Below are 21,720 nucleotides of genomic sequence, written 5' to 3'. Positions count from 1 at the left end.
GCACGTTTCAGACGTCCACCGTGGCCGCGCAGGTCCAGCCGCCCGGCCCTTCGCCCAGCTCCAGGCCCTCCAGCGAGACTGCCTTCGGCACCGCGCCGACCAGGGCGGCGGTCGCCGTGTCGGCCATCCGGAAGCGCACCTCGATGCTCCGGGCACCGTCCAGGCCGTGGACCGGCCCGAGCGCGAGCGCGGCGGGCAGTTCGCCGTCGGCGTCCATCCGGTAGATGACCTCCTCCAGGACACCCGCGAGCAGGTCCGGGTCACTCACCGCGAGCACCGTGCAGGCGCGTTCGCCGACGATCCGCGCGCCGGACAGGTCGGCGAAACCGCCGACCACGCCGCGCACCAGTTCGCCGATGCAGCCCTCGGCCGTCGGCGCCCATGCCTCCACCCGCAGGTCCGCCGTGTGCGGCACGCTCCGGTGACCGCGCTCGGACCGGTCCGCGGGCTGGTGACCGTCCACGAGCTACGCCTCCCGCACCCGTCGCCGTCCTCCCTCCAGCGTCGTCCCGGGAGCGGGCCGGGGGCAAGTGCGGGCTGCCGCTGCCACCGCTGCCCAGCGGCCGGGTGCGCGCTACACGGAGGCCAGGTACGCGGCGGTCAGCTCGGGGGTGGCCAGCCAGGCGGCGTGGTCGCTCGGCTCGGCGTAGGTGTTGGCGAGCCGGCGGGCGACCTCGGGATGCTCGGCGGCGGCCGCGAAGACGCCCCGCAGGTGGTCCGGCATGGTCAGCATGGCGGCGGTGAACTCGACGGCGTGGCGGGCGTGTCGCTGCCAGAACCGTTCGGCGGTGCGACACATCCAGTCCGCGGTGAACGGGGCGTCGCCGTGCTCGCGGATCGCCCGCCGGTACGCCTCCGCCGCGCGGGCCGCGCCGTTGGCGCCCTGGCCGGTGATCGGGTCGTTGACCACCACCGCGTCGCCCAGGCCCAGCACGTGCACGGCGTCGACGCCAGAGCCCAGTTCGGCCACCGGGCGGCGGACGGTCGGGGTCACCGCGCCCCAGAGCCCGGCCCCCGCGTCGGTCGGCTCGGCGTCCCGCCACAGCTCCGCCTCCCACGGCAGGTGCTCGGCCAACAGGGCGCGGATCCGGTCGAGTTGGACCTCCGGGGCGGGCCCGTCGCCGAAGACGTCCAGCGGGCCGCCGGGCAGCGCCTCCCAGAGCAGGATGTCGCACGGGCCGGTGCGGGTCAGGGCCGGCTGGAGGTAGAGCTCGCCGAGGCCGGGCAGGGCGTGCATCCGCGCTCTGGGCCCGGCCGCCGGGTCGGGCGAGCCGACTCCGTGCGCGTACAGGCAGGACAGGGCGCGCTGGGGCCGGTCGAAGGCCGAGCGGCCGGGGTCGCGTTCGAAGATCCCCGCCAGCTCGCCCCGGCCCGCCGCGACCACGGTCAGCTGGTGCCGGCGGGCCAGTTGGTGCAGGCCGGCCGGATCCAGCGTGCGGTACTCGACCCGGGCGCCGCGCTCGGCGAGCAGTTCCAGCCAGCGGGCCAGCTTGATCCGCTGGTCGACGGACTGGGCGGGCTCGTCCAGGGTCATGGTGAACTCCAGTGCCCGGGTGGCGGGCGGGGCGACGAGCGCCGCGTCCACCGACTCCACCGCCGGGGCCTCGCCCGCCCACAGGTCCAGCCCGGCTTCGGCCTCGATCCGCAGCGCCGGGCCGAACATCGCCTGGGTGGACAGCACCCGCCCGCCCCGCACCTGCTCCGGGGTGCGCTCGGCGACCAGCGTCACCTCGCACCCGTCGGCCACCAGCCCGAGCGCGAGCTGCAGGCCGGCCTGGCCCGCTCCGACGACGGCGATCCGGCGCATACGACGGCCTCCCGGTGTCTGTCGACGATCCGCTGACGATCCGCTGACGACCTGTTGACGGTGCGTCGACGAGCACAGTAGTCGAGCCGCCGGGCCACCGGCAGGGGCCGGGCGCGACGGAACGCCCGCCGCCGCCCCCTGGTCGGGCCCCAGGGGGCGGCGGTTCGCGAGCGGCCTTTGCCGCCTCAGCCGCGCAGGTGCGCGGTGAGCAGCCGCACCACGGCGTCCACCTGCTCCGCCACGTAGAAGTGCCCGCCCGGGAACACCCGCAGGCTGAACCCGCCACTGGTGTGCCGCTCCCACTGGGCGACCTGCTCCACCGTGGCATTGGCGTCGGTCTCCCCCACCAGCGCGGTGATCGGCTGCGGCACGACGACGTCCGCCGGGACCTGGTAGGTCTCGATGGCGGTGTAATCGGCCCGCAGCGACGGGATGATCAGCTCGCGCAGGGCCGGCACATCGAGGATCCGCTCGTCCGTGCCGCCGAGCCGGACGATCTCCGCCAGCATGCCGGCGTCCGACATCAGGTGCACCGCGGTGTCCCGGGGCAGCGAGGGCGCGCGGCCGGCCGACACGAACAGCCGCTCCGGCCCGGCCAGGCCGTCACGGGCGAAGCGGCGGGTGACCTCGAACGCGACCGCCGCGCCCATGCTGTGCCCGAAGAAGAGGATCGGACGGTCCACCCACCCGCGCAGCTCCTGGTAGACCTGCTCGGCGAGGTCCGGCACCGAGTCGATCGTCGGCTCCGCGAATCGGTTCTGCCGGCCCGGATACTGGACAGCCAGCACATCGGCGTACGGCGCGAGCGCGTTGGCGTAATCCATGTAGTAGCTGGCCGATCCACCCGCGTGCGGGAAGATCACGATCCGGGCGGGAGCGAAGTCGGACGGGTTGAACCGGCGGAACCACGGGTTGTCGACGGCGGCGCTGCTGGGCATGCGGGGTGTGACCTCTCTCCGTGACGGACTCTGCTCACCCCAGTCTCGCAGTGCGCACCCACCATCGGGCGCGGTTGCGGTCGGCGGCCCGGATTCCGGCGCTCCGGCTGCCCGCGCACCGGTCCTGCTTCCAGGCCGCTGCCCGGGCTGCCGGCCCCGGCCGGTGCCCCGCCTCAGCACGGCCCGCCCGGCCCGGGCCGTCGTGCGGGGTACCGCGCGCGGGTCAGTTCATGGACACGGACGGCGGTGCCGTTGCCGGGGACGGTGGCCTCGCGCTCGGCCCGCAGGCCGAGCTTGGCCATGACGCGCTCGGAGGCGGTGTTGCCGATCCGCGCGATGCTGATGATCCGCTCCAACTCGCAGCTCTCGAAGCCGAACCGCAGCGCCGCCGTCGCCGCCTCGGTGGCGATGCCCCGACCCCAGAAGGGCCGGCCGAGCCGCCAGCCGATCTCGACGGCGGGCAACACCTCGGGCAGGAAGGACGGCACCGACAAGCCGGTGAACCCGGCGAGTTCACCTGTCTCCCGCAGTTCCACCGCGAACAGCCCGAAGCCCTCGGTGTCCCAGAGCCGCTCGATCCGTTCGATCGCCGCGCGGGTCCGTTCCGGGCTGAGGACCTTCCCGTCGCCGATCCACCGCATCACCTCGGGGTCGGCGTTCACCTCGGCCATCACCGGCACGTCGCGCTCGCGCCAGCGCCGCAGGATCAGCCGGGAGGTCTCGATCGTCACCATCCGCCCATCATCCCCGCCACGGCGCCGCGGTCAGGCCCGCCGCACCGCCAGGACGGCCGAACTGCCCGGCGTGGTCAGCACTTCGCTCGCCTCTAGCGCCGGGTGCGTCAGATAGTGCAGGCGCAGCTGGTCGACCCCACCGCCGTAACGGGGCGGCCACTGCGGCGAGGGTGTGAAGTCGTCCATGAGCAGCAGGCCGCCGGGGGCGAGCAGCTCGACCACGCGGTCGGGGTCGTCGCGCTTGCCGCCGCCGTCGCAGAAGAACACGTCGAACGGCGCGTGTTCCTCCAGCAGCCGCCAGTCCCCGTGCAGCACCCGCACCCGCTCGTCGTCCGCGAACAACTCCACTGCTTGCTGAGCGAGTTGCCCGTCCCGCTCCACTGTGACCAGTCGCCCGCCCGGGCCGAGCCCGCTGCGAAGCCAGGCCGTGCCGACGCCCGCGCCCGTGCCGCTCTCGGCGACCGTCCCGCCCGGTTTCGTCGCGGCGGCGAACGCCAGCAGCCGACCGACCTCACGGGTGCAGCTCTTGCCGAACCCCAGCCGGGCGGCGCCCCGCTCGGCCGCCAACACCCGCTCGGGCACGCTCCGTTCCACGTCGTCCGCCATCCGCCCCCATCCCCTTCGACTCCGGCTTCGACTCCGGCTCCGGCTCCGGCTCCGGCTCCGGCTCCGGACGGACCATCATGCCGTGTTCCACCAGCCCCGGGTCGGGCGGCCGGCCACCTCCCGGGCACACTGGCGAGGTGAAGATCAAGGGCATCGCCTACGACACCGGCACCCCGACCGTCGACGGCTCCACCACCCGTCCGGAGCTCACCCGGGCGACGCTGGAGCGCGAACTCGCCGTCATCGCAGGTGAACTGCACTGCACGGCGGTACGGATCACCGGCGACGACCTCACCAGGCTGCAGTCGGCCGCGGAGACGGCCGTCGGACTGGGCCTGGCGGTCTGGCTCTCCCCGATGGCGCCGAACGCCGACCGGGCGACGACCCTCGGGTTGATCACCGCCGCGTCCGAGGTCGCCGGGGACCTCCACCGTGCGGGTGGGGACGTCACCCTGGTCGTCGGCTGCGAGCTGAGCGTCTTCATGGCCGGGCTGGTACCCGGCGAGGACATCGCCGCCCGACTGGCCGCGCTCGCGGACCCGATGGGTTGGCCGCCGGAGTTCTTCGCGGCGGGCCCGCCGCCGGTCCGGTTCAACGCCCTGCCGGCCGAGGCGGTCGCCACAGCACGGCAGCACTTCGCCGGTCCGGTCACCTACGCCGCCGGGCTCTGGGAGGACGTCGACTGGGCGCCGTTCGACCTGGTGGCCGTCGACGCCTACCGCGACGCCGGCAACGCCGACACCCTCCGGGCCGCCCTGGCGGCGCTGCACGAGCAGGGGAAGCCGGTGGTCGCGGCCGAGTTCGGCTGCGCGGCGTTCACCGGGGCCGCCGACCACGGCAGCCGGGCCTGGACCCTCGTCGACCGCTCGAACGGCACCCGGCGGCCGCACCCCGGCCTGGTCCGCGACGAGGCGGCCCAGGCCGCTGAACTCACCTCGCTGCTCGACCTGTTCACGGCCGTCGGACTGGCCGGCGCCTTCGTCTTCACCTACGTGACACCCGCCTACCCGGCGTCCGACGACCCGTCCGAGGACCTCGACACGGTCGGCTACGGCCTGGTCCGCTCCTGGCCGGACGGCCGCGCCACGCCCAAGGCGGCCTTCACCGCCGTCGCCCGGGCCTACGCGCCCGCCCCGGAGTGACCGGGCCCACCCGGGACTTGCCGGGACTGGCCGGGCCGGGCCGGGCCGGGCCGGCAGTACGCTCGACGCCATGACCGAGTGGATCACCATCGCCTCGTACCGGAACCGGACCGGCCGCCCCACCCCCGCCGCCGCCGTCCGCACCTGACTGCGTGACCGGGGCCTCGACAGGACGCCCTTCCCGGCGGAGGAGATCCGTTGGAGCGCGCGCCAGGTGCGCGCGCCGGACGGCGGCCGGCAGTGCTGGATCGAGGCGGGAGTGGCCGCCGACGCCCTGCGCCCACTCGGGCTCCACCCCGACCGACCGTCCGCCGTCGTCAACGGCCCGAGCCCGCCCGACTGGTGGCATGCGGAGGCGGAGCGCCGGGCGCGCCACTGAGCCTCAGCGCTGCGCCCCGAAGGCGACCGTCTCCGCCCTCGACCGGGAGACGGCGTCCAGCAGCAGCACGGACGCCGCCTCCGGGGTGGGCAGCGGCCCACCGGACCGCGTGTGCCGGGTGAACGCCGCCGACAGCCGTGTCAGGCCCCGGTGGTGACGGGCGAAGACCCGGACGGAGGCGTGCCGTCCGCGGGCCCGCTGGCCGTCGAGGGCGGTGGCGGTGCCGACGTCGAGCAGCACCAGGTGCAGTTCCCGGCCCTGCCGGGCCGCCTCCCGGGCCAGCCAGCGGCGCATCCAGGCGCGGCTGCCGCAGTCGTGCACCAGCAGCGGGCCGCCGCGCCGCACCGAGGAGCGGAGCAGCCGGAAGTGCTCCAGCCGCGCCCAGGGCCGGTAGACCGCGTACGGCAGGCGCACGGGCATCACCGCCTCGCAGGCCTCGTGCACGGTCCGCGGGTCCACCGTCGCGGCCTCCCCGGTGGCCGCCCAGCGGCGCAGCAGGGTGCTCTTGCCGGCCCCCGGTAGGCCCGACACCACCACCACGGCCCCGGCCGGGTACCTGGCGACGAACCGCGCCCCGGCCTCGCCCCGCAGGTCGAGCACCCCGCGCGGCGCCACCACCGCCGCCCCCACCCCGCCGCCCACAGCTCCCCCTGCCCCCGTCCCCGTCCGTCCTTGCGTCCGACCGACCCTAACAAGATCGGCGAGCGCGCCGACGGGTGCGCAGGGCGGGCCGATGCCCAGGTGCGCCCGCGGGACGCCGCCGCAGATCCGGGCGCTCCACGACCACACAGGTCCCGGGCGGCCGCGGCCCGGACCACCGCCGCGCGTCCGTGGTGCCGCCACCCACTAGGCTGACGCTTCGTCAAATACGGGGAGAGCGGGCATGTCAGAGGCTGGTCGGACGTACACCGAGCTGGTGCTGGACGGGCTGGCCCGCGATCCGGAGCGGCCCGCCCTGCACCACGCCGGGGCGGTGCTGACCGCCCGGGAGTGCCTGGAGCGGGTGCACCGGACGGCCCGCGCGCTGGAGCGGGCCGGGCTCGGGCGCGGGGACGGCGTCACCGTGCTCGCCGGGAACACTCCGGAGGCACTGCTGGTGCGGCTGGCCGCCAATCTGCTGGGCTGCCGGGTGGCCATGCCGTACCCGGACCTCCCGGTCGCCGAGTTGGTGGCGCTGGCCGATTTCGCGGAGACCGACGCGCTGGTCTTCGACCCGCTGCGGTACGCCGCCGCGGCCGGGGCGGTGGCGCGGGCGCTGCCCGCCGCGGGCTCGCTCTCCCTCGGCCCGGCGACCTTCGGCTCGGACCTGCTGGAGCTCGCCGCGGCCTGCTCCCCCGCCCCGCTGGAGCCGCGCTGCCTCCCCGAGGACGTGATGGCCGTCCGGTTCACCGGCGGCACCACCGGTCGGCCGAAGGGCGTGCTGCGCCGCTTCGCCCGCCCGCCCCGGCCCGCACTGCTGTCCGGCGCGTGCTTCCTGCTCTGCACCCCGCTCAGCCACGGCGGCGGTACCAGCGCCGACTTCGCCCTGGCGGCCGGGGGCACGGTGGTGCTGCAGCAGGGCTTCGCCGCCGAGGAGGTGCTGGCGGCCGTGGAGCGGCACCGGGTGTCCCGGATGTACCTGCCGCCGCACCTGCTCTACCGGCTGCTGGACCACCCGCTGCCGGCCGCGACGGACACCGGCAGCCTGCGCCGGGTCGGCTACACCGGGTGTTCCCCCTCGCCGCGCCGGCTGGCGGAGGCGACCCGGCGACTGGGCCGGGTGCTGCACCAGACGTACAGCCTGACGGAGTGCGGGCCGGTCGCCCGGCTGAGCCCGGACGAGCACCTGGACCCGCGGCTGCTGACCACCGCCGGGCGCCCGTACCCGGACACCGAGGTGCGGATCCTGGACGAGGACGGCGCGCCGCTGCCGCCAGGCCGCACGGGGGAGATCTGCGTCCGCACCCCGACCGCGATGGCCGGCTACTGGCGGGACCCGGAGCTGACGGCGCGGGTACTGCGGGAGGGCTGGCTGCACACCGGCGACCTGGGCAGCCTGGACGCGGCCGGCTATCTGACGGTGGCGGGCCGGCGGGACTCGATGGCGATCGTCGAGGGGCACAATGTGTTCCCCCATCAGGTCGAGGAGCCGCTGCGGACCCACCCGGACGTCCGCGAGGCGGTGATGTTCACCGCCACCGACCCGGACGGCCTGGAGCAGGTGCACGCCGCGGTCGCCGTCGCGCCGCACGCGCGGGTGACGGCGGACCAGCTGCGCCGCTGGGCCCGCGAGCACGGGGACGCCCGATGCGCCCCGGACACCGTCCTGGTCCTCCCGGCGATCCCGCTGAACGGGCTCGGCAAGCCCGACCTGCCGACCCTGCACGCCCTGGCCGAGGAACGGACCGCGAGGACTGGGAGAACCGGACGGACCGAACCGACCGGACGGACCGGGCAGTCCGAACCGACCGGGAGGACCGGGCAGACCGCCACCGCCTCGGGGGCGCGCGAGGTGGTGTGACGCGCCCCTGCGGTGCTTCGAGCGCCCGCGCAGGCCACCTGTTGCGCGGCGCTCGGCGGGAAGAACCGACCGTGGGCGACTCGACCGTGCGGGCCGAGCTGCCGATACACCACGGCGGCGCTCCCTCGCACCGTCCCCAGGAGGCACTCCCTTGACCTGGCTACGCGTCCTGACCGCAGTGGGCATCCTCGCCGTGGCGGCCGGTGCCCTGCTCGTCTTCGCCCGCTGCACCTCCCCCTCCCGGGGGGAGCGCGCCGGCGGCGCCGCGCCGCCCGACCTCCGGAGGGATGCCGAGGGCAGCGGCCTCTTCCCTCGGACGGGCGGCGACGGCTGAGCCCGGCTCGCCGTCGCCGGTCGGTTCCCACGGATCAGCCCCCGCCGGTCAGCCCCCAGTCAGCTCCCCGGTCAACCCCCCGCGATGTCGTCCGGGCGGACCTCGATGTGATCGGCCGCGAGGTCGACCGCCACCCGGTGCTCCATGCCGAGTGCCTCCAGGAACTTGACCGGCAGCTGCACCCGCCCGGTGCGGTCCAGCATCACGTACTCGCGCTCGTTGACCGACTCCTCCCCGTGCTCGTCCGTCACGGTGCGGCGCAGCACCTCGCTGCTGGTCCGCCCGTCCCGGATGGCCACCGTGCGGCGGACCTCGCCCGCGACCATCGGGTCGTGGGTGACGATCACGACGGTGGTGCCGAGCTCCCGGTTGACGGTGCGGAAGGACTCGAAGATCACCCCCGCGGTCTCGGAGTCCAGCTCACCGGTCGGCTCGTCGGCGAGCAGCACCGGCGGGTTGTTGGCCATCGCGACCGCGATCGCGACCCGCTGCTGCTGGCCGCCGGAGAGCTCGTTGGGGCGCCGGTGGGCGAGGTTCCCGATCTCCAGCGCCTCCATCAGCTCGGCCACCCGGGCGGCCTGCTGCTTCGAACCGGCGGCCCCGGCCCGGCGGCCGCGCAGCTGCATCGGCAGGGCGATGTTCTCGGCGGCGGTCAGGAACGGCAGCAGGTTGCGGGCGGTCTGCTGCCAGATGAAGCCCACCACCTCGCGCCGGTAGCGCAGCCGCTCCTTCGCGGACATCTCCAGCAGGTCGCAGCCCGCGACGGCGGCGGTGCCGGCGGTCGGCACGTCCAGCCCGGCGAGGATGGTCAGCAGGGTGGACTTGCCGCTGCCGGAGGCACCGACCAGGGCGACCAGGTCGCCCTGCTGGATGGTCAGTTCCAGGCCCTGCAGCGCTTGGACCTCGATCCCCTCGGCACTGAAGATCCGGACCAGCCGGTCGCAGACGATGGCCGCGCCCGCTCCGTACGCCTTGGGCGAGGCGGCGGCCAGGGCCCGCTGGCGCAGCTCCTGCAGGCTGGGGGCCTCGACCGTCGGCCGCTCCTGGGGGGTGCTCTTCACGGCTGGTCTCCTGTCTCGACGGTCCGGCTGATCCGGCTGATCCGGCCGGTACCGACGCGCGGCCGGCTCCCGGTGTTCTGCACTGTCGCGGCCCGTGCCGCTGGTCCCGATGTCACGGCTGCTCCCCCGCCCGAAGCTCGGTGGCGATCTGGCGCCGGCCGGCGACCAGCGTCTCCAGCACCACCCCGAGGCCGACCAGCAGGGCCAGGCCCGCGGTGGGCAGCAGCACCGGCATCAGCACGGGGGTGATGACCTCCCCGACCTTGGCGCCGACCAGGGTCGAGATGTCGAAGGCACCGCCCAGCAGGGCGACCGCCGCGACCGCGACCAGGCCGCCGCCGACGGCCGCCGCGAGGGTCTGCGGCAGCGCCTCGGTGACGATCAGCGCCAGCCCCTGACGGGGCCGCAGGCCCATGGTGCGCAGCCGGGCGAGCAGGGCCGTGCGGTCGGGTGCGGCCCGGAACAGCGTCAGCAGCACGGCGAGCAGGGCGTACCCGGCACCGGCCGCGGCCGCGTACCAGAACAGCTGCCCGGCGGCGTGCTGCAGCGGGTCGTCGCCGAGCGCGGCGACGGTCTCCCGGCTGCTGTGCACCGTGTATCCGGCGGGCAGGCCGTGTGTCGCCTTGCCGACGGCCGCGGCGTCCTCCGCGATCAGCTTGGCCAGACCGGTCGGCTGGGCACCGCCGTTGTTCCGCAGCACCGCCCTGACGCCTTCGGGGTCGACGTCGCCGACGGCGAACCACTGGTTCACCCGTTTGGCGTCCGGCACCCGGTCCCAGGCGGGGCCGGCGGGGACGACGACGAACGGCTTGCCCGGGTCCGGCAGCGCGGGGGTGGCACCGACGGTCGCGGCGACGGTGAGGCGCAGGTCGTTGCCGTTGGGCGTGCGCACCTGGGACGACCCTTCGGCCAGGCGCTTGCCGAGGTCGCGGCTGACCAGCGCGGGCACCGGGGTGTCCGGGCCGCCGGGCGTCCCGGCCAGCTTGGCCGGATCGAACTCGCCCGCCCCGAGGGTCCGGGCGATCTCGGCGTACGCCGCCGGATCGACCACCTCCACCAGGTAGGCCTCGAAGTAGGTCTGGTCGGCGCCGAGGATGCGGGCCCTGGGTTCGACCCAGACCGCGGTCGAGGCCCGGACACCGGGCAGCTCGCCGGCGGCCTTGGTGAACGAATCGGTCAGGGCGGCGTAGCCCGGGAGGGAGACGCCGATGTCCCCGCCGGTGGCGATGCGCCCGGCGCGGGTCCGCACGTGGTCGACGGTGTCGAGCACCGTGGCGCCGAAGCCGGTCGTGGTGACGGCGATCAGCAGGGCGAGCAGCGGCAGCACGGAGGGCTTGCGTCGACCCGAGTTGTCGCGGGCGGCCCTGGCCAGGCCGAGGAAGCCGATCAGCCCGCGGCCCCGGCCGGCGAGGGCGGCCAGCCAGCCGACCACCACCGGCTCGATCCTCGCCAGCAGCAGCCCGCCGGTGACGGCGAGCAGGAGCGGGGCGGCGACCAGCAGCGGATCCAGCCCGGAGCCGGTACCGACGCCCCGACGACGGACCTCCGCCACGGCCGCGACGGTGACCGCCAGGACGGCGAGTTCGCCGACCAGTCGGCGCCGCCCGCCACCGGCCGCCCGCCGGCGTGCCCACAGCAGGGCCGCACGGGCCGGGAAGGCCAGCAGCGCGATCAGGGTCGCGACCAGGGCCGCCAGCACCGAGCGGTCCCACCGGGGGGTGGGCAGCAGCACCAGGGCGAGGGCCGTTGCGAGCACAGCGGCCGGCAGGACGGTGACCGCACCCTCGCCGACCAGCCGTCGCAGCACTCCGCCGAGGGAGCCGCCCCGGGCCTGGAGCAGCCTGATCTCGGCGGTGCGCCGGTCGGTGCCGAGGGCCGCGGCCAGGAACAGCACCACGGTGGCGACGCCCGCGACGCCGGCCGGGCCGATCGTGCTGAGCGGCAGCGAGGCCCGGTAGCGCTCGTCCGCGCGGGTGAGGATGTCGGGCAGGCTGGAACTGGTGTGCAGGTCGGCGCGCCCGGTCGCGTTGGCCAGCGCCGTGGCGTCGCGCCCGGTCAGGAAGGAGCTGAGGACACCGCGGGTGCGGTCGAGTCGGTCGGCGTGCAGCGAGGCGGTGTCGACGGGCAGTCGCCAGAAGCTCTCGGCGTTCGACCCCCAGTGGGCCATCGCCGGCAGGCTGCCGCCGTCGACGAACCCGCTGGTCATCCAGTGCTCCATCCCGGGGTCGGTCCTCAGGCAGGCGCGGGCCGGGCAGCCGAGATCGTCCCAGAACGGGTCCTGGGGGTCGTTGACCTGGTAGAGGCCGACCACCACGGTGGTCCGCTTGGCGCCCGAACCCTCGACGCCGTTGTCGATGACGTCACCGAGCTTGATGTGGATGGTCTCGGCGGCCTTCTTGCTGATCACGATCGGCAGCGGACCGCCGACGGCACCGGGCGTCGGCCAGGAGCCGTCGGTGAGGGTGGCCCGGACGGCCAGGTCGTGCAGGTAGAGCAGACCGAGGACCGGGTCGGTGCGGTGCTCCGAGAACCGGACGTACTCCGGATTGCCCATGCCGCGGTCGCCCAGGGCGCGGGCACCGTAGGCCTGGCCCGACGGGGCCGGCGTCAGCTGACGGCCGATCGCCTCGGCCAGGGTCTGCTGCACCCGGTCGAGCTTGCCCGCGTCATCGTCGTCGAGGACCTTGGAGGTGGTCTTCAGGCTGCCCTGGTTGAGGCCCTTCTGACTGACGTAGGCCTGGAGCGCCGCGTCCGCGCCCCGGTCCGCGATGCGGGGGAAGGCCGCCGCCAGGAAGACCGTGGCGAAGGCGAGGGCCGCCATCAGCAGCGCGGTCATCGGGCTCGCCCGCAGCCTGGTGCGGACCCAGCGCGCGGGGCGGTGGGCGGTGTCGGGGGTGGGCACGCGGGTGCCGGCCTGGGTGGTCACATCTCCTCCACGTGGCGCAGCCGGTTGGCCACGTCCCGACGGCGGCGTCCGATGAGGAAGGCCGACAACAGCGGGGCGACGGCGATCGCGGCCGCGAACAGCAGGGCCTGACCGAGGGGCAGCTCGATCAGCGCCTCCGGCATCGGCCGGTGGGCCGCGGGCGTCAGGACGACGAACGGGACGATCAGGTGGACGAGCAGGGCGCCGAGGGCGAGCCCGACCGTCCCGCCGAGTCCGACCAGCAGCGCCTGTTCGACGGCGACGGTGCGGGTCACCTGCTTGCGCGGCGCGCCCAGGGCGAGCAGCAGCGAGGAGTCCCGGGCGCGCTCGTGGGCGGAGCCGGCCACGGCGGCGACGAAGCCGATCGCGGCGAGCAGGGCGGTGACGAGTGCGATGGCCATCAGCGCGTTCTGCGGGGCGGCGCCCACCGGGTCGCCGAGCATTCCGTCGGCGACCTCGTCGTAGAGCTGGACGTCCTGGGAGCCCGGGCCGGCCCGCAGGGCTGCGGCCAGCTCGGCCGGAGCGCGGTCGCCCGGCCCCGTGGCGGGCAGCCACCACTCGGTACGGGTGGGCAGCACGCGGCCCTGGGCCGCCAGTAGCCGGGCGGTGGTCGCCAGGTCGACGACCAGTGCGTTGCGCCCGGTCGCCGGCACGGCCTGGACCACGCCGGCGATCTTGACCTGGACGACGGCCCCGCCGAACGGCACCCGGACGACGTCGCCGACCGACGCGCCGACGAGCTTCAGGTAGTCCTGGGTCGCGACGCCGGTCAGGACGCTCGGCACCTCCGCTCCGGCGATGCCGAGGACGGCCCGCAGGGGGACCTTCGACGCGGCGTAGGCGATGCTGAACAGCCGCCCGGCGTCGGCCGGTTCGGGCCGTACGGTGACCGGCGGCGCGGCCCCGGGCCTGAGTGGCGGTCCGTCGACCACGTCCCCCTTCCAGGAGAGGCCGGCCGGCACCGGGACGTCGGCCGCGGGGCCCTCCACGCTGTCCGAGACGGCCAGTCGGCCGACGGTCACCTCGCCCGTGATCCGGTCGCCGTACGAGACGGTCGCCCCGACCAGGGTCAGCGGTGCGGCGACGGAGCCCACCGGGGAGCCGACCAGCGTGCTCAGCGGGGCCGAGACACGCTGCTCACCGCCGGCCGGGACATCGGCGAACGGGGCCTTGTGGACGTAACCGAAGCGGTCCCGCAGCAGCAGCGTCACCTCGGGCGGGGACGGGGCCGGCGCGTTGGGGGCGCCGCTGCCGAACACCTGCCGGACGGTCAGGTCGGCGTCGATCCGCAGCGGGCGTCCGGGCAGTGTGACGCCGGCCTTCGCGCCGGTCGGCGCCGGCTGGGCGAGGGTGCCGAACGCCTTCGCCCGGTCGGTCCCGCCGAGCAGGTCGTCGCGGAACGGGACCCGGTCGGCGAGGGCGGCGGTGTCCGCCGCGAGCATCTGCCCGTTGCCGTTCGAGAGCGCCTGGTCCTCGCGGTCCACCGGGATCAGCCGGTCGCCGCCGGGCAGCGTGCCGTAGTGGCCGCCCTGGCCCATCGGCGCGGTGTGCGAGGCCGAGATGCGCAGTCCGCCGGCCGTGTTGAAGGCGGCCTGGTCGTATTGGGAGGCGGTCCAGGTGGCGTGCTGGCCGAGCGCGAGCACCCCGGTGGCCACGGCCATCACCAGTAGCAGCACCGGTCCGGTGGCCCGGGCGGGCTGACGGGCCAGCTGCCAGCCGACCATGGCCGGCCCGAGGCCGCTGCCCCGGGCGGCGACCCGGGCGCCCAGCCGGGCGACCAGGGGCAGCAGCCGCAGCACCACCAGGGTTCCCGCGCACAGGGCCAGGGTGGGGGTGGCGACCAGCAGCGGGTCGACGCCGAGCCGGCCGGCCGAGTCGGTGGACAACCCGCCGCCGTACTGGTCGAGTTGCTGGTAGGCGAGCACGGCCAGGGCGAGCACCGCGAGGTCCCCGCCGTTGCGGGCGGTGCCTGAGACCATCGCCTGGCGGCGGCCGGCCCGGCGGCGCAGGGCGGCCCCGGCGCCGCGCAGCAGGCTGGGCACGGTGGCCAGCAGGATGCAGAGGAGGGCGCAGAGCACGGCCACCGGCCAGAGCGTCCAGCGCAGTTGGGTGTCCAGGGCGATCTGGTGGGACCGGCCGAGGCCGGCCAGGACACGGACCAGGAACGGCGTGAGCAGGGGCGCGAACACCGCGGCCGGGAGGGCCAGCAGCACCGACTCCAGGGCGGTGAAGCCGCCGAGCCGGGCGCCGGAGGCGCCGCGGGCGGCGAGCAGCTCGTTCTCCCGCTCCTGGCGGGTCGAGATCAGCCGGACGACCAGCAGCAGGGCCGCCGCGGCGAGCACGGCGAGCTGGAGGGCCCCGATCAGCAGGGTGGACCGGGCGACCATCAGACTGGCCGACAACTCGTCGACCAGGCCGGGGAATTCGGTGGTGGCGGTGAGGCCGGCGGTCTTCCGCAGGTCGTCGCCCAGGCGCTGGACCCGGGCGCCGATGGCCTCGGCCGTGGACTGGTCGACGCCCGCGAAGTCGGCGTCGAGCAGCCAGCCGCGACTGCTCTGCGGCAGGCCGCCTGCCGCGAAGGCGCTCTGATCGACCATCATCGGGCCGTAGGTGGTGAAGCCGCGGGTCTCGACCTCGTGGCCGCCGACCGGATCGATACGCCAGTACCCGGCGAACGGGTCGACCGCCCGGTAGGCGCCGGTGACCCGGACGGTCAGCGGCGTGCTGTCGAGCCGGTCGGTGAGTCGGACGTCCGCGGGCAGCGCCTGGGCGGTGAGGCCGAGCCGGGCCAGCATGGTCTGCGGGACGGCGACCTGCGGGACGGCGGACTTGACGGGCCCGGTGGCGGCGCCCGGCCAGGCACCGGCGACCAGGCTCACCCGGGCGCGGTCGAGATCGGCGAGGACCGTCAGATCCGCGTTGGCCGTGCTGGACTGACCGCCCGCCGGGGCGCCGGCCGGGGCTCCTCCCGGTGAGCCGGCGGCCGCGGCGCTCCCGGCCGCCGCGGCGTCGCCGCCCGGCAGGCCGTAGGAGCGGCTGCGCAGCAGGCTGTCAGTGCGCACAGGCAGGTCGCCGAAGAGCTTCTGCCGGTAGGAGGAGAGCGCCTCCTCGTCCTTCTGCCGCTGGTCGAGGCCGTGTTCCGCGGTCACCACCACCGTGGTCCGGGCGTGGCCCGGACCCTGGAGCGACTGCCGCAGGCCGGCCCGGCCGACACCGCTGTTGAAGGTCACCAAGGCGGTCAGCACCGCTGTGGTGATCAGTACCGTCAGCAGGACGGCAGCAGCCAGCGGCAGTCGCCCGCGCAGTCTGCGCACGACGAAGCCGAGCATCAAGTTCCTCCCCCGGTCGCATCCCCGGTCGCGTTCCGGCCCCACCCGTCGATCCGTTCCGGACCCTCATCGGTCACGGACGAACACCCCACGGGCGTACCGGCGCAGTGATCACCGGCATTCGGTCGCCGGATAGCGGACGATGCTGTCAGATTCGATCCGGGAACGGAAGGGACTTGCGCGAATCAAGTAACCAATGAGCAAATTCCTTGCATTGGTGACATCCCCACCGGGGACGATCCTCCAAAATGCCATGCACACTTCATGACTTCGGGTTCATCGACCTCCTTCTGACCAGGGAACTTCTCTTTCGCGAATTCTTCGCTCGGGATGTTGAACCCGCGCAACCACCTCATCCGTTGACCCGGATACAACCGGGTAGTCACCGCCCCAGGGGGACGCCGCATGACGCAATACCAGGCCGCCGACACCGCCCCGACGACCACCGGTCCGATGGTGGCCGTGTCCGATCTGCGGCGCAGTTTCGGCAGCGGCGAGCGGACCGTCCACGCGCTGCGCGGCATCAGCTTCTCGATCGAGCGCGGTGAACTCACCGCGCTCAAGGGCCGTTCCGGCTCCGGCAAGACCACCCTGCTCAACCTGGTCGGCGGCCTGGACGCGCCGACCGGTGGCAGCATCGCGCTGGACGGCATCGACCTCGGCGGTCTGGACGAGGACGGCCGGCTCGCCCTGCGGCGGGAGCGGATCGGTTTCGTCTTCCAGTCCTTCGGGCTGATCCCGATGCTCACCGCCGCCGAGAACGTCGGCGTGCCCATGCGGCTGCGCAAGGTCCCGCCGGCCGAGCGCGAGGAGCGCGCGCACACCCTGCTGGCCCTGGTCGGCCTCGCCGACCACGCCGACCAGCGGCCCGGCGAGCTCTCCGGCGGCCAGCAGCAGCGCGTCGCGATCGCCCGCGCGCTGGCCAACGACCCCGGCCTGATCATCGCCGACGAGCCCACCGGCCAGCTGGACTCGGAGACCGGCCGCTCGATCATGGAGCTGCTGCGCGCCGTGGTCCGCAGCGAGGGCGTCACCGTCCTGGTCGCCACCCACGACCCGACGCTGATGGGCCTCGCCGACCGGGTGATCGAGCTCCACGACGGACGGATCGTCGAGGAGGGGGCGGAGCAGGCGGCGTAGCGCCGACGGCCCTGGGACGGCGGGCGGCGGCCCAGGGCCAGGCGATGCCGCTGCCCCAGACCCGCGATGGCGGCTGCGGCACGTCCGACGCGAAGTGGTGGCGCAGCACCACCCGAAGTTCCCGCCGCCGCGCACGGTCGGCCGCAGCCCGCTGTCCAGCGCCCGATTCGGACCGTCCGGTCGGAGAATTCGTTTCGCATGCCCTTCCCCCACTTTCTCAGGCTCGAGAGAGTATGGCGAGCGGCACGCTAACAGCCGGATTCGGCTTTGTGAATTCATTTACGAATTAATGTGACTGTACGTCATTTCCAGTGCTTCATCGACGAACTGTCGCACCGCCAAATCCGATGGCGATTGTCAGTGGCATCGACTACGGTCCACCACAACTCGCAGGAATCCGCTCCACCGGGAGGTTCGATGACGATCTTCTACCGCGTTCCCCGCGTTCTCCGCGTTCTCCGTGCACTCCGGATCCTCGGCCGCCGCACACGACTGTGGTGGCCGACGCAACCGTCGACCACCACAGCCCCGGCCTCAACGGCCGGTCGTTCGAGGGGAGATCCCTCAGACCGCCGGGAAGATCTCGGCGTCCGGCTTGAGCAGCTGGCCCGGCTGCGGCGCGGTGCCGTCCACCAGGTAGCGGGTCACCAGCGTGTTCAGCGCCTTGCTGCGACCGACGGCGCAGTGCTCGATGGCGTCGACGCTCACCAGCACGGCATTGCCCAGCTCCTGCTGCATCCGCTGGGCGAACTTGTACTGGGTGGCCGGGTCGTAGAGGTTGCCGACCACCATCACGGTGTTGGACGTCTTCTTGTTCCAGGGGCCGCTGAACCGCTCGGCGTCCCGGGCCGGGGCCGGCCAGCTCGCGCACGCCGGGGCGTCGAAGGCCTGGTAGCGGCCGAAGGTCGGCGACTCCTTCTCCCACGCACGGGCGACGTTGGCGAACACCCGGTCGTTCGACGGGTACGGCTTGTCCTGGCAGTTGACGCCCATGTAGGAGTCGTCACCGGCGTACTCGGAGTCGGCCGGGGCCTCGCGCAGCGCCCGCGGGACGTTCACCGTGAGCTGGTTGGCCTCGTCGTCCGGGACGTTCGCCTTCGGTGCCAGCAGGGCGGCCGCGGCCGGCTTCTGCATCACCTGGTAGGTGGCCTGCAGCGACTTCGCCAGCGGAGCCAGCTTGGCCTGCGAGTACAGCGCGCTGGCCACCTCGCTGGTGAAGCTGCTCAGCGTCACCTTGGAGCCGTTGGACAGCGTGATCGGGCTGGTCCGCAGGTGGTCACGGAGCTCGTCGAACTTGGCGCGGGTGTCGCCGTCACCGAAGGCGCAGCGCGGGGCACCGGCGGCCTGGCAGCGCTTGAGGAACTCGCCCAGGGCGATCTCGAAGCCGCCCGCTCGCTGGCGGTCGTACTCCAGGCCGTTGTGCAGGCGCAGGTTGGGGTCGACATTGCCGTCGACGATGATCGCGCGCACCTTGTTCGGGTACATGGCGGCGTACGTCGAACCGATCAGGGTGCCGTAGGAGAACCCGGCGAAGGTGAGCTGGGAGTCGCCGACGGCGCGGCGCATCCGGTCGAGGTCGCGGACCACGTTGATGGTCGACATGTGCTCGATCAGCGGGCCGGCGTTCTGGCTGCAGGCATCGGTGTAGTCCTGGTCAGCGTCCAGGGTGTCGTCGATCTCGGCCTTGGTGACGGGCACGCCCACCATGCGGTTGTTGACCGCGTCGGCCGCTTCCTGGGTCTTGAAGCACTTGAGCGGGTTGCTCCGGGCCACACCGCGGGGGTCGAAGCCGACCAGGTCGAACTTGGACTGCACCTCGGCACCGAAACGGGTCGTGGTCGCCCACATGTAGCCGCTGCCGCCGGGGCCGCCCGGGTTGAGGAACAGCGAGCCGATCCGCTTCGACGGGTCGCTCGCGCGGTGCCGCATCATGGCGATGCCGACCTTCTCGCCCGACGGATTGTCGTAGTCCAGCGGCACGGGGTAGACGGCGCAGTCGAAGCCGCCCGGGTCCGGCTTGCTCGGGTCGGGGTTACAGGGCTTCCAGTCGACGGGGTCGACCTTCGCTTCGGCGGCCGCCGCACCGGGGGCTTGGTCGAACGGCGCGGCCGACGCGGCCACGGCGGTTCCGCTGACAAGGGCGAGCGCGCAGGTGACCGCTCCGGCCAACGTGGATATGCGGGACAAGGAACCTCCTCCGTACTGAAAGGGCGGCCCCAGCCTGTCAGCCGGAGTTCTCCATGTGAAGACCTCGTGGCGGCGGAATTGTTCCGGACTTCATGTCACACTCGCCCGGAACATTCTGTGAATGAACCAACTTGACGGTTGATTGACCTGACGGTGGTTCATCCGCACCGGCCGAGGATCGGCAACTGTCGGCCGGGCCGTGGGCATCCGGCGTCACCCACGGCCGGGGGTCGATCGCGCTATTCGGCGATCGGCTGCGACAGGTTGTCCTCGGCAACGACCTGGCGGACGGCGTTCAGGGTCGGCGGGCCCCTGGTGCAGTCACCGGGCAACCGTGGCGAGGAAGCCACCTGTAGCGCAGCCGGTTATCGCCCCACGGCCCTGACCAGCAGCACGCATTCGGGTTCAGCAAGCTTCAGGTTCAGCAACCGGCGGCCGCCCCGCGCAGGGCGGCCGCCACCAGGCCCTGGAGCTCATCGGCCCCGGTCTCACCCCCACCGACCAGGCGGTCGAAGACCAGTCCGTCGATGCAGGCCAGCAGCGTGGCGGTCCGCCCGTCCGGGTCGGCGACGCCCTGCTCGGCGAGGAAGGTCCGGACCACGGCCCGGCCCGCGTTCTCCCGCGGCACGAGGATCTCCCGCAGCTCGGGGTCGCGCACGCTCTCCACCGCGCAGGCGTACCGGGCGAGCGAGCGCCGCCGCCCCTCACCGGTCAGCCGGTGCCGCATCAACTCCCGGATGCCCTGAACGAGTTCGTCCGCGGAGCGGATCGCCATCCGCTCGCCCAGGGCCTGCAGCTCCCCCTGGTCCAGCTCGACCAATCGTCGCACCAGCGCGGTCAGCAGCGCCTGCCTGGTCCGCAGGTAGGCCGAGGTGGTGCCGACCGGCAACCCGGCCGCCGCGTCCACCGCCCGGTGGGTCAGCCCCCGCACGCCCGCGTCTGCCAGCACGCCGATTGCCGCGTCCGCCAGCACGGTCCGCCGGTCCGGCCGCGCGACACCGGGCGCACCCCCCGCACCGGCCGAAGCGCGCATACCGCCCACGCTCCCCGCACCGCCCGTACCACCCTGCTCCTGCTCCTGCGCCTGCTCCTGGTCCCGATCTCGCCGCATCCCCCCTTTCTACCGGGCCGACGCCCCGGCCCACGCACCCGACCGACCGGCCCCGCCACCGCCGCCCCTCCCCCTCCGCCACCCCCGTAAGCCCGTAGTACGCTCCTTCTACATCTGTAGAAAGCAGCGCGGCGACAGGGGAAGGACCGGTCATGAGCAGCAGCAACAGCGCGGTGGTGGTCGGGGGCGGGATCGGCGGACTGGCGGCCGCGATCGGACTCCGGCTGGCGGGATGGGACGTGACCGTGATCGAGCGGGCCGCCGTCCTGGACGACGCCGGAGCCGGCATCTCGCTGGCGGCCAACGGGATGCGGGCGCTCGCCGCGCTCGGCGTGGACGAGCCGATCGAGGCGGCATCGCGGCGGCAGTACACCGGTGGCACCAGCACGCCGGACGGCCGCCGGCTCGCCGCGATGGACGGCGCGGCACTGGAACGGGAGCTGGGAGCGCCGATCGTCGGCATCCCTCGGGCGGACCTCCACCGGATCCTGCGCGAGGCCCTGCCCGCCGAGGCCCTGGTGATCGGCTCGGAGGTGACCGACCTGGACACCTCCGCCCCCGACCGGATCCAGGTGAGCCACGGCGAAACGACCCTCACCGCCGACCTCGTGGTCGCGGCCGACGGCATCCACAGCCGGATCCGGCGGCGCCTCTTCCCCGCTCACCCCGGGCCGGCCTACAGCGGCTCGACGGTACTGCGGGCAATCACCGAGCGCCCGGTCGAGGGGCTGACCGCCGACTTCGAGCTGACCTGGGGCCACGGCGCCGAGTTCGGCCACATCGCCTTCCCGGACGGCCGGGCCGAGTGGCACGCCGTGATCAACGCCCCGGCCGGGGTCCGCTACCGGGACCCGCTGACCGAGGTCGGCCGCCGCTTCGCGCGCTGGCACGACCCGATCCCCGCGCTGCTGGCGGCCACCCACCCGGAGGCGGTCCTGCACCACGACGTCAACGCGCTGGTCACCCCGCTGCCCTCGTACGTCTCGGGCCGGGTGGCACTGCTCGGCGACGCGGCGCACGCCATGACGCCCCACCTGGGCCAGGGCGCCTGCCAGGCACTGGAGGACGCGGTGACCCTCGCCGCGGCGATCGCCGGGAGCCCGACCGTGGCGGACGCGCTCGCCCGCTACGACGCGGTCCGCCGCCCGCGCAGCCAGACGGTGGCCCGCGACGCCCGCCGGGCCGGCCGGATGGGCCAGCAGCTCGCCAACCCGCTCGCGGTCGGCCTGCGCAACGCGGCGATCCGGCTCACCCCGCCCGGCGCGATGATGCGGACCGTCCTCAAGCACGCCGACTGGACCGCGCCCCGGATCGTCCCGGCCGCCGCGGCCTGACGGCTGCGCGCCGTCGCTCGGCGAGCGATGCCAGTAGCCGGTCGTCGGTAGTCGGCGGTGGAGGCAGCGAGGGGGTCAGGGCGGGGGCAGGTCTGGGGAGGGAGTGGAAGCGGGGGCGGAGCAATCGGGCTGCATCCGGAACAAAGTAGGATGACTCAACTCCCGCGCTACGCGCGAAGAGTTCCATAAATG

17 protein-coding genes are annotated in these 21,720 nt (G+C 74.2%); 6 read left to right on the top strand and 11 right to left on the bottom strand.

Annotation, left to right across the window (positions count from 1 at the left end; genetic code table 11):
• Positions 1 to 7: 7 nt before the first annotated feature.
• The 5 genes from ABTY61_RS25050 to ABTY61_RS25030 all read right to left on the bottom strand — a co-directional run bounded on the left by ABTY61_RS25050 (position 8) and on the right by ABTY61_RS25030 (position 4,085).
• The gene (locus tag ABTY61_RS25050; protein ID WP_350507294.1) at positions 8 to 463 is read right to left on the bottom strand and encodes an archease; all 456 of its coding nucleotides are present in this window, start codon (positions 461 to 463) and stop codon (positions 8 to 10) included.
• Between the two features lie 111 nt (positions 464 to 574).
• Complete coding sequence (locus tag ABTY61_RS25045) at positions 575 to 1,807, bottom strand: styrene monooxygenase/indole monooxygenase family protein (RefSeq protein ID WP_350507293.1); 1,233 nt, start codon at positions 1,805 to 1,807, stop codon at positions 575 to 577.
• Positions 1,808 to 1,992: 185 nt separating this feature from the next.
• Complete coding sequence (locus ABTY61_RS25040) at positions 1,993 to 2,745, bottom strand: thioesterase II family protein (RefSeq protein WP_350507292.1); 753 nt, start codon at positions 2,743 to 2,745, stop codon at positions 1,993 to 1,995.
• 173 nt (positions 2,746 to 2,918) lie between these two features.
• Positions 2,919 to 3,479 carry a GNAT family N-acetyltransferase gene (locus ABTY61_RS25035; protein WP_350507291.1) on the bottom strand — a complete coding sequence of 187 codons (561 nt, stop codon included), beginning with the start codon at positions 3,477 to 3,479 and terminating at the stop codon, positions 2,919 to 2,921.
• Positions 3,480 to 3,509: 30 nt separating this feature from the next.
• Positions 3,510 to 4,085 (bottom strand): O-methyltransferase, encoded by a 576-nt coding sequence (locus ABTY61_RS25030; RefSeq protein ID WP_350507290.1) that lies wholly within the window; start codon positions 4,083 to 4,085, stop codon positions 3,510 to 3,512.
• Between the two features lie 137 nt (positions 4,086 to 4,222).
• Here ABTY61_RS25030 and ABTY61_RS25025 point away from each other — a divergent pair, with 137 nt between their 5' ends.
• Together ABTY61_RS25025 and ABTY61_RS25020 are read left to right on the top strand one after the other, a co-directional pair.
• Entirely contained in the window at positions 4,223 to 5,227 is a 1,005-nt protein-coding gene (locus ABTY61_RS25025) for a glycoside hydrolase family 113 protein (RefSeq protein WP_350507289.1), read from the top strand.
• A gap of 214 nt (positions 5,228 to 5,441) precedes the next feature.
• Positions 5,442 to 5,606, top strand: coding sequence for a hypothetical protein (locus tag ABTY61_RS25020; protein WP_350507288.1), 165 nt, complete (start codon positions 5,442 to 5,444; stop codon positions 5,604 to 5,606).
• Positions 5,607 to 5,609: 3 nt separating this feature from the next.
• On the opposite strand, the gene ABTY61_RS25015 is transcribed toward ABTY61_RS25020, so the two are convergent.
• Positions 5,610 to 6,248, bottom strand: coding sequence for an AAA family ATPase (locus ABTY61_RS25015; protein WP_350507287.1), 639 nt, complete (start codon positions 6,246 to 6,248; stop codon positions 5,610 to 5,612).
• 241 nt (positions 6,249 to 6,489) lie between these two features.
• Between ABTY61_RS25015 and ABTY61_RS25010 the strand changes: the two genes are divergently transcribed.
• Both ABTY61_RS25010 and ABTY61_RS25005 read left to right on the top strand, forming a co-directional pair.
• Positions 6,490 to 8,106, top strand: a complete 1,617-nt coding sequence (locus ABTY61_RS25010) for an AMP-binding protein (protein WP_350507286.1) — start codon at positions 6,490 to 6,492, stop codon at positions 8,104 to 8,106.
• A 151-nt stretch (positions 8,107 to 8,257) separates the two neighbouring features.
• Positions 8,258 to 8,440 (top strand): hypothetical protein, encoded by a 183-nt coding sequence (locus ABTY61_RS25005; protein WP_350507285.1) that lies wholly within the window; start codon positions 8,258 to 8,260, stop codon positions 8,438 to 8,440.
• A gap of 71 nt (positions 8,441 to 8,511) precedes the next feature.
• On the opposite strand, the gene ABTY61_RS25000 is transcribed toward ABTY61_RS25005, so the two are convergent.
• From ABTY61_RS25000 to ABTY61_RS24990, 3 genes are all read right to left on the bottom strand, one after another.
• Entirely contained in the window at positions 8,512 to 9,501 is a 990-nt protein-coding gene (locus tag ABTY61_RS25000; RefSeq protein ID WP_350507284.1) for an ABC transporter ATP-binding protein, read from the bottom strand.
• A gap of 112 nt (positions 9,502 to 9,613) precedes the next feature.
• Positions 9,614 to 12,427, bottom strand: a complete 2,814-nt coding sequence (locus ABTY61_RS24995; RefSeq protein ID WP_350507283.1) for a hypothetical protein — start codon at positions 12,425 to 12,427, stop codon at positions 9,614 to 9,616.
• A complete protein-coding gene (locus ABTY61_RS24990) occupies positions 12,424 to 15,756 on the bottom strand; it encodes an ABC transporter permease (RefSeq protein ID WP_350507282.1) in 3,333 nt (1,110 codons plus the stop codon). Before ABTY61_RS24990 ends, ABTY61_RS24995 begins: the two co-directional genes overlap by 4 nt.
• Positions 15,757 to 16,161: 405 nt before the next feature.
• Between ABTY61_RS24990 and ABTY61_RS24985 the strand changes: the two genes are divergently transcribed.
• On the top strand, positions 16,162 to 16,896 hold the full coding sequence (locus ABTY61_RS24985) for an ABC transporter ATP-binding protein (protein WP_350507281.1): 735 nt from the start codon (positions 16,162 to 16,164) through the stop codon (positions 16,894 to 16,896).
• Positions 16,897 to 17,460: 564 nt separating this feature from the next.
• On the opposite strand, the gene ABTY61_RS24980 is transcribed toward ABTY61_RS24985, so the two are convergent.
• Both ABTY61_RS24980 and ABTY61_RS24975 read right to left on the bottom strand, forming a co-directional pair.
• A complete protein-coding gene (locus ABTY61_RS24980; RefSeq protein WP_350507280.1) occupies positions 17,461 to 19,083 on the bottom strand; it encodes an alpha/beta hydrolase in 1,623 nt (540 codons plus the stop codon).
• A 421-nt stretch (positions 19,084 to 19,504) separates the two neighbouring features.
• Complete coding sequence (locus ABTY61_RS24975; protein WP_350507312.1) at positions 19,505 to 20,116, bottom strand: TetR/AcrR family transcriptional regulator; 612 nt, start codon at positions 20,114 to 20,116, stop codon at positions 19,505 to 19,507.
• A 230-nt stretch (positions 20,117 to 20,346) separates the two neighbouring features.
• Between ABTY61_RS24975 and ABTY61_RS24970 the strand changes: the two genes are divergently transcribed.
• Entirely contained in the window at positions 20,347 to 21,528 is a 1,182-nt protein-coding gene (locus ABTY61_RS24970; protein WP_350507279.1) for an FAD-dependent monooxygenase, read from the top strand.
• The last annotated feature ends 192 nt before the right edge of the window (positions 21,529 to 21,720 follow it).

It is taken from the genome of Kitasatospora sp. NPDC096128 (assembly GCF_040303105.1).
Taxonomy (GTDB): Bacteria; Actinomycetota; Actinomycetes; order Streptomycetales; family Streptomycetaceae; genus Kitasatospora.
This window is presented reverse-complemented; position numbering and strand designations above follow the sequence as displayed.